5 protein-coding genes are annotated in these 6,000 nt (G+C 72.7%); 3 read left to right on the forward strand and 2 right to left on the reverse strand.

Features of this window, described 5'->3' with window-relative positions:
* Positions 1–10 precede the first annotated feature (10 nt).
* A complete protein-coding gene (locus tag JW613_RS06120) occupies positions 11–661 on the reverse strand; it encodes a phosphoribosyltransferase (protein WP_209209625.1) in 651 nt (216 codons plus the stop codon).
* Between the two features lie 69 nt (positions 662–730).
* Entirely contained in the window at positions 731–1,399 is a 669-nt protein-coding gene (locus tag JW613_RS06125) for a dienelactone hydrolase family protein (protein ID WP_209209626.1), read from the reverse strand.
* Positions 1,400–1,732: 333 nt separating this feature from the next.
* On the opposite strand from JW613_RS06125, the gene JW613_RS06130 reads away from it, so the two are divergent.
* The 3 genes from JW613_RS06130 to JW613_RS06140 all read left to right on the forward strand — a co-directional run bounded on the left by JW613_RS06130 (position 1,733) and on the right by JW613_RS06140 (position 5,711).
* The gene (locus JW613_RS06130) at positions 1,733–3,211 is read left to right on the forward strand and encodes a CitMHS family transporter (RefSeq protein ID WP_209209627.1); all 1,479 of its coding nucleotides are present in this window, start codon (positions 1,733–1,735) and stop codon (positions 3,209–3,211) included.
* 128 nt (positions 3,212–3,339) lie between these two features.
* On the forward strand, positions 3,340–5,025 hold the full coding sequence (locus JW613_RS06135) for a sensor histidine kinase (protein ID WP_209209628.1): 1,686 nt from the start codon (positions 3,340–3,342) through the stop codon (positions 5,023–5,025).
* Positions 5,022–5,711, forward strand: a complete 690-nt coding sequence (locus tag JW613_RS06140) for a response regulator (RefSeq protein WP_099883279.1) — start codon at positions 5,022–5,024, stop codon at positions 5,709–5,711. The genes JW613_RS06135 and JW613_RS06140 overlap by 4 nt, the downstream gene beginning before the upstream one ends.
* Positions 5,712–6,000: the final 289 nt, after the last annotated feature.

Here is a 6,000-nt window from a genome sequence, read left to right on the forward strand (position 1 = left end):
CACCGACGGCTCAGTGCGCCGTCGTCATGTGCAGGGCCTCGGTCACCTCGTCGTCGCTGATCTGCGGAAAGTCTTCGTACCAGAGGCCGACGGCCTCGAAGACGGCAGGCTGGTGCAGACACACCACCGTGTCCGCCTCGTGGCCGAGCGCCGTGACCGACTGCGGCGAGCCCACCGGGGCCGCCAGCACCAGGCGGGCGGGCCGCTGCCGACGGAGGTGCCGCAGCGCGGCGCGGGCCGTGACCCCGGTGGCCAGCCCGTCGTCCACGACGATGACGGCGCGGCCCTCGATCCGCGGCTCCGGGCGGTTGCCGCGGTAGAGGCTCTGGCGGCGGTGCATCTCGGTCCGCTCGTGGGCGACCGTGGAGGAGAGCCGGTCCTCGGTGAGACCGAGCATCTCCAGCGCGGTCGCGTCGTAGACCGGCGGATCCTCCCCCGCGATGGCTCCGACGCCGTACTCCGGCCGGCCCGGCAGACCGATCTTGCGGGCGACGAGCACGTCCAGCGGCGCGTGCAGCGCGCGCGCCACCTCGGCCGCGACGGGGACGCCGCCCCGAGGCAGCGCCAGGACCAGCGGGTCCGGCAGGTCTTCCGTGCGCTGCATCTCGCTGAGGGCCGCGGCGAGTTCGCGGCCTGCTTGGATGCGGTCTGCGAAACGCATCAGGGGCTCCCTTCTGCGGTCTTCTGCCGTGCGAGGTGTTCCGGTTCGTTCCCAGCCCTCGTTCGGCCCTCATTCGCCGTCCGTGGTGGGCGGGAGCGCGAACCACTTGGCCGCCTCCCGTGCGGCCTCCTCCAACGTGCCCGGTTCCTCGAACAAATGGGTGGCGCCCGGGACGACATGGATCCGGTGCGGGGCGCGCAGCCGGTCGGCGGCAGCCTCGTTCAGCCGCAGCACCTGGTGGTCGTTGCCGCCGACGATCAGCAGCACGGGCGCCAGCACCTCGGGCAGGGCATCACCCGCCAGGTCCGGTCGGCCGCCGCGGGAGACCACCGCGTACACGGTGCCCGGGCGCTGGGCCGCTGCCGTCAGGGCCGCCGCCGCCCCGGTGGAAGCCCCGAACAGACCGACCGGAAGCCCTGAAGTGCCCCGGTGCCGGGTCAACTCGTCGACGGCCGCCACCAGCCGGCGCCCCAGCAGTGGGATGTCGAACCGGTGCTCCGCCGTCGCCGCGTCGATCTCCTCCTCGTCCTCGGTGAGCAGATCCAGCAACAGGGTGGCAAGCCCCTCCTCGCGCAGCGCCGCGGCGACAGCGCGGTTCCGGGGGCTGAACCGGGAGCTGCCGCTGCCGTGCGCGAACAGCACGGCGCCGGTCACCCGGTCGGGCACCTGGAGGTCACCGATCAGGACCGCTCCGTCGTCGGCCCGCACCTGCACGGTTTCCATGGTTGCCGTGGCCATGCGTTCTCACTTCCCCTCACGCCTCGCCACCCGGGTGCCCATGGCCGTGGCGGCCCAACCAGCTGAGGACCGTCGCCGTGCGCGGGGTGCCCGGCGCCGCCGCCCGAACCCGGCCTCCCCGCCTTGAGCTGGGGTTTCGCTCATATTGCTCGCGGATGACGCTCTTGTGACGGGTGTGTCGCGCTGCTTACGGTCGGGCGACCGCAGGGCACCGGAGCCCCGATCGCAGGGCCGCCGTGTGCTCCGTCACCGGGCACCGGGACTCCGCCGCGAGGCGACGGAGATCCGGGCGGGTCCCCCGTCGCGTCGCGGCGGGCGAGAGATTGGGTATCCATGCTGACGATCCTCGGCTTTGTCATGATCGCCACCTTCCTGGTGCTGATCATGACCAAGAAGATGTCCCCCATAGCCGCGCTCGTGCTGATCCCCGCGCTGTTCTGTGTCCTGGTCGGCCAGGGCGCCCACCTGGGGAAGTACGTGCTCGACGGCGTCGGCGACCTCGCGCCCACGGCCGCCATGCTGATGTTCGCCATCATCTACTTCGGCATCATGATCGACGTCGGGCTCTTCGACCCGATCGTGCGGGGCATCCTGCGCTTCTGCAGGGCGGACCCCCTGCGGATCGTGGTGGGCACGGCGGTACTCGCCGCGATCGTCTCGCTGGACGGGGACGGTTCGACCACGTTCATGATCACGGTCTCCGCGATGCTGCCCCTCTACCGGCGGCTGGGGATGAGCGTGGTCGTGCTGACGGGCGTCGCCGCCACGGCCAACGGTGTGATGAACACCCTGCCCTGGGGCGGGCCGACCGCGCGGGCCGCGACCGCGCTGCACCTGGACGCGGGCGACATCTTCGTCCCGATGATCCCCGCGCTGGCCGTCGGTCTGCTCTGCGTCCTGGTCCTCTCCTACGCCCTCGGCCTGCGGGAGCGGCGCCGCCTGGGCACGCTGACCTTCGAAGGGGCGGACGACCGCGAGCCGCAGCCCGAGCCGACGGACGAAACCGAAACCGTGCTGGTCGGCGCGGGCGCGGGGGCCGCGGAAGCGGGAACAGGACGGCTCTCGCTCCGTAAAAGCGGTCGCGCCGGCGGCCGACCCACGGCGGCAGCCGGCGACGGCACCCCGGACTCCTCCACCCCCTCGCAGCCGGCTTCCGACTCCGGAGCCGAATCCGCGGTCCTCGACCCGGACCGCGCGACCCTCCGCCCCAAGCTGTACTGGTTCAACGCGGCCCTCACCGTCGCGCTCCTGGTCCTGCTGATCACCCAGCTCCTCCCCATCCCGGTGCTGTTCCTGCTGGGTGCCGCCATCGCACTGACCGTGAACTTCCGCGACATGGCCGACCAGAAGGCCCGGATCGCGGCACACTCCGAGAACGTGCTCAACGTGGCGGGCATGGTCTTCGCCGCCGCCGTCTTCACCGGCGTACTGACCGGCACGGGCATGGTGGACGAGATGGCCCGCACCGTGGTGAACGCGATCCCCGACGCGCTCGGGCCGCACATGGCGGTGGTCACCGGGATCCTCAGCATCCCGTTCACCTATCTGATGTCCAACGACGGCTTCTACTTCGGTATCGTCCCGATCCTCTCCGAGGCGGGGGCAGCGCACGGGGTCAGCTCGCTGGAGATCGCCCGCGCCTCGCTGATCGGCCAGCCGCTGCACATGTCGAGCCCGCTGGTCCCCGCCGTCTACGTACTGGTCGGGATGGCCAAGGTGGAGTTCGGCGAGCACACCAGGTTCACGATCAAGTGGGCGGTGCTGACCTCGCTGGTGGTGCTCGGCGCCGGGCTGCTCTTCGGGATCGTGTAACCGGCGGATCCTGGACAGCCGAGGGCGGCGGTCCTCTACTCTTCCTGGCAGGAGCCAACCGGAACGGACTATTCCAGACAGTTTCCCCACAGCCCTGAGGACCGGGCCGGACGAGAGGAGGCGGGGCCATGCGCGTAGGGCGGCCCCGCCGCGTCTCCTCACATGTACTGGCGGCCCAGCTCGCGCTCGTCATCGGGGTGACGGCGCTGGTCAGCGGCCTGTTCCTGGCGCCGCTCAGCGACCAGCTCGACCGCCAGGCCATGCGGCGCGCTCTCGCCATCGCACAGACCACGGCCGCCCGGCCGGAACTGGCGGCACAGCTGACGGCAGCGGCCCACGCCGCCGAGCGCCCCACCGCCCGCGGTCCGCTGCAGACCGAGGCGGAACGCATCCGCCACGCCACCGGCGCCGAGTACGTCGTGATCATGGACGAGCGCGGGATCCGCTGGTCCCATCCCTCGCCCTCCGCCCTGGGACACCACGTCTCCACCGACCCCGGCGAGGTACTGGCCGGGCACGACGTCACCCAGATCGACGAGGGCACCCTGGGCCGCTCCGCACGCGGCAAGGTCCCGCTGCGGGACCCCGACGGGCGCGTCGTCGGCGCGGTCTCCGTCGGCATCGACTACGCCAACGTCCGCGAGGGCCTGCTGGCGCTCGTGCCCAAGCTGCTGATGTACGCGGGCGGCGCACTGGCCGTCGGCGCGCTGGCCGCCTACCTCCTCGCCCGGCGGCTGCGGCGCCGCACCCACGCGCTGGCCTTCTCCGACATTTCCGCACTGCTCGCCGAGCGCGAGGCCATGCTGCACGGCCTCGCCGAGGGCGTCGTGGCGCTGGACCCGGGCGGCAGGGTACGGCTCGTCAACGACGAGGCCCAGCGGCTCCTCGGCCTCGGCCCCGAAGCCCTCGGCCGCCCGGTGACCGAGGCACTCGGACCGGGCCGTACGGCGGACGTGCTCGCGGGCCGGGTGACCGGCCGCGACCTGGTGACCGTGCGCGGCACCCGCGTCCTGGTCGCCAACCGCATGCCGACGGCGGACGGCGGCGCCGTCGCAACCCTCCGCGACCGCACCGAACTCGAACGCCTCGGCCGCGAACTGGAAGGCACCCGAGGCCTGCTGGACGCGCTGCGCGCCCAGGACCACGAGCACGCCAACCGGCTGCACACCCTGCTCGGACTGCTGGAACTGGGCCTGTACGAGGAGGCCGCGCAGTTCGTCACGGACGCGCTGGGCGTGCACCGCGCGACCGCCGAGGAAGTCACCGAACGGGTGCACGACCCGCTGGTGTCGGCGCTGCTGGTCGGCAAGTCGGCGGTGGCCGCCGAACGCGGCGTCGCGCTCCGCCTCGCCCCCCACTCCCTCCTCCCCGACCGCCTCGTCGACCCCGGCGGCCTGGTCACCGTCGTCGGCAACCTGGTCGACAACGCGCTGGACGCGGCGGCGGGCAGCGCGGACCCCGCGGTCGAGGTGGAACTGCGCGGCCAGGACGACCGCACGGTCGTCCTCGCCGTACGCGACACCGGGCCCGGCGTCCCGCCCGAGCACCGGGAGCTGGTGTTCGAGGAAGGCTGGTCCACCAAGGCCGCCGGACCGGCGGCGGACGGCCCCGACGGCCCGGACGAGGCCGGCCCGGCACACCGAGGCCTCGGCCTCGCCCTGATACGGCGCTTCGTACAGCGCGCCGGCGGCGAGGTCCGGGTCGGCACAGCCCCGGAAGGCGGCGCCGAGTTCCGCGTCGTCCTGCCGGAGGCCCTGGCCGCCGACACCGGCCAACGAGCCACCGAACCCGCACGGACGGGAGCACGGGCATGATCGAAGTGCTCGTCGTGGACGACGACCCCAACGTGGCACGCATCAACGCCGCGTACGTGGCGAAGGTCGACGGCTTCCACGTCGCCGGAACCGCCCACAGCGCGGCCGAAGCTCTGCTCTTCCTCCGGGAGCACCCCGTCGATCTGGTGCTGCTCGACCACTATCTGCCCGACGAATCCGGCCTCGCCCTCCTGCGCCGACTGCACGCCCTCGGCATGGAGACGGAAGTCATCATGGTGACCGCGGCCCGGGACACGGCCACCGTACGCGCGGCCCAACGGCACGGCGCCCTGCAGTACGTGGTGAAGCCGTTCACCTTCGCCCATCTGCGCGGCAAGCTCGACAGCTACGCCGCCCTCCGCCACGAGCTGTCCACGGCGCCCCGCTCCGGCGCCACCCAGGAGACGGTCGACCGCGTCTTCGGCTCCCCGACGCCGCCCGGCGGCACGGAGACCCTGCCCAAGGGGCACTCCGTACTGACCGCCGACCTGGTCGGAGAAGTCCTGCGCGGCGCGGCCGCCCCGCTGTCGGCGCAGGAGGTAGCCGATCGGGCGGGGCTCAGCCGGCAGACCGCGCAGCGCTACCTGAAATTGCTGGAGGGGGCCGGGTTGGTGCGGCGGCGCCTCAAGCACGGTGAGACGGGGCGCCCCGTGCACCTCTACCACTGGCCCCGCCCCCCAAACTGAGGGCTCCAGCCCTCATACCCACCCCTTTGTTGTGGGGGCACGCCCCCTTTGCCCTTCGGCTGCCGCCGACGGGTCGTGTCGGGGGGCTCCGCCCCCCGACGGCCCCCCGCTAGGTGGGCTTCGCCCCCCTAGGACCCCCCTTCCGCAACTTTGGCCCCCTATTGACGTACATGGGGTCCGCCTGGGTGTTGCTGTCCATGGTCCGGCCGGTGACGACCCTGCGGGTCGAGTTGTGGTGCTACTCCGCCCGCACCGGCGTTACCGGCAACGCTGGGCGGGAGGGAGCCGA

It is taken from the genome of Streptomyces smyrnaeus, assembly GCF_017676345.1.
Classification (GTDB): Bacteria; Actinomycetota; Actinomycetes; order Streptomycetales; family Streptomycetaceae; genus Streptomyces; species Streptomyces smyrnaeus.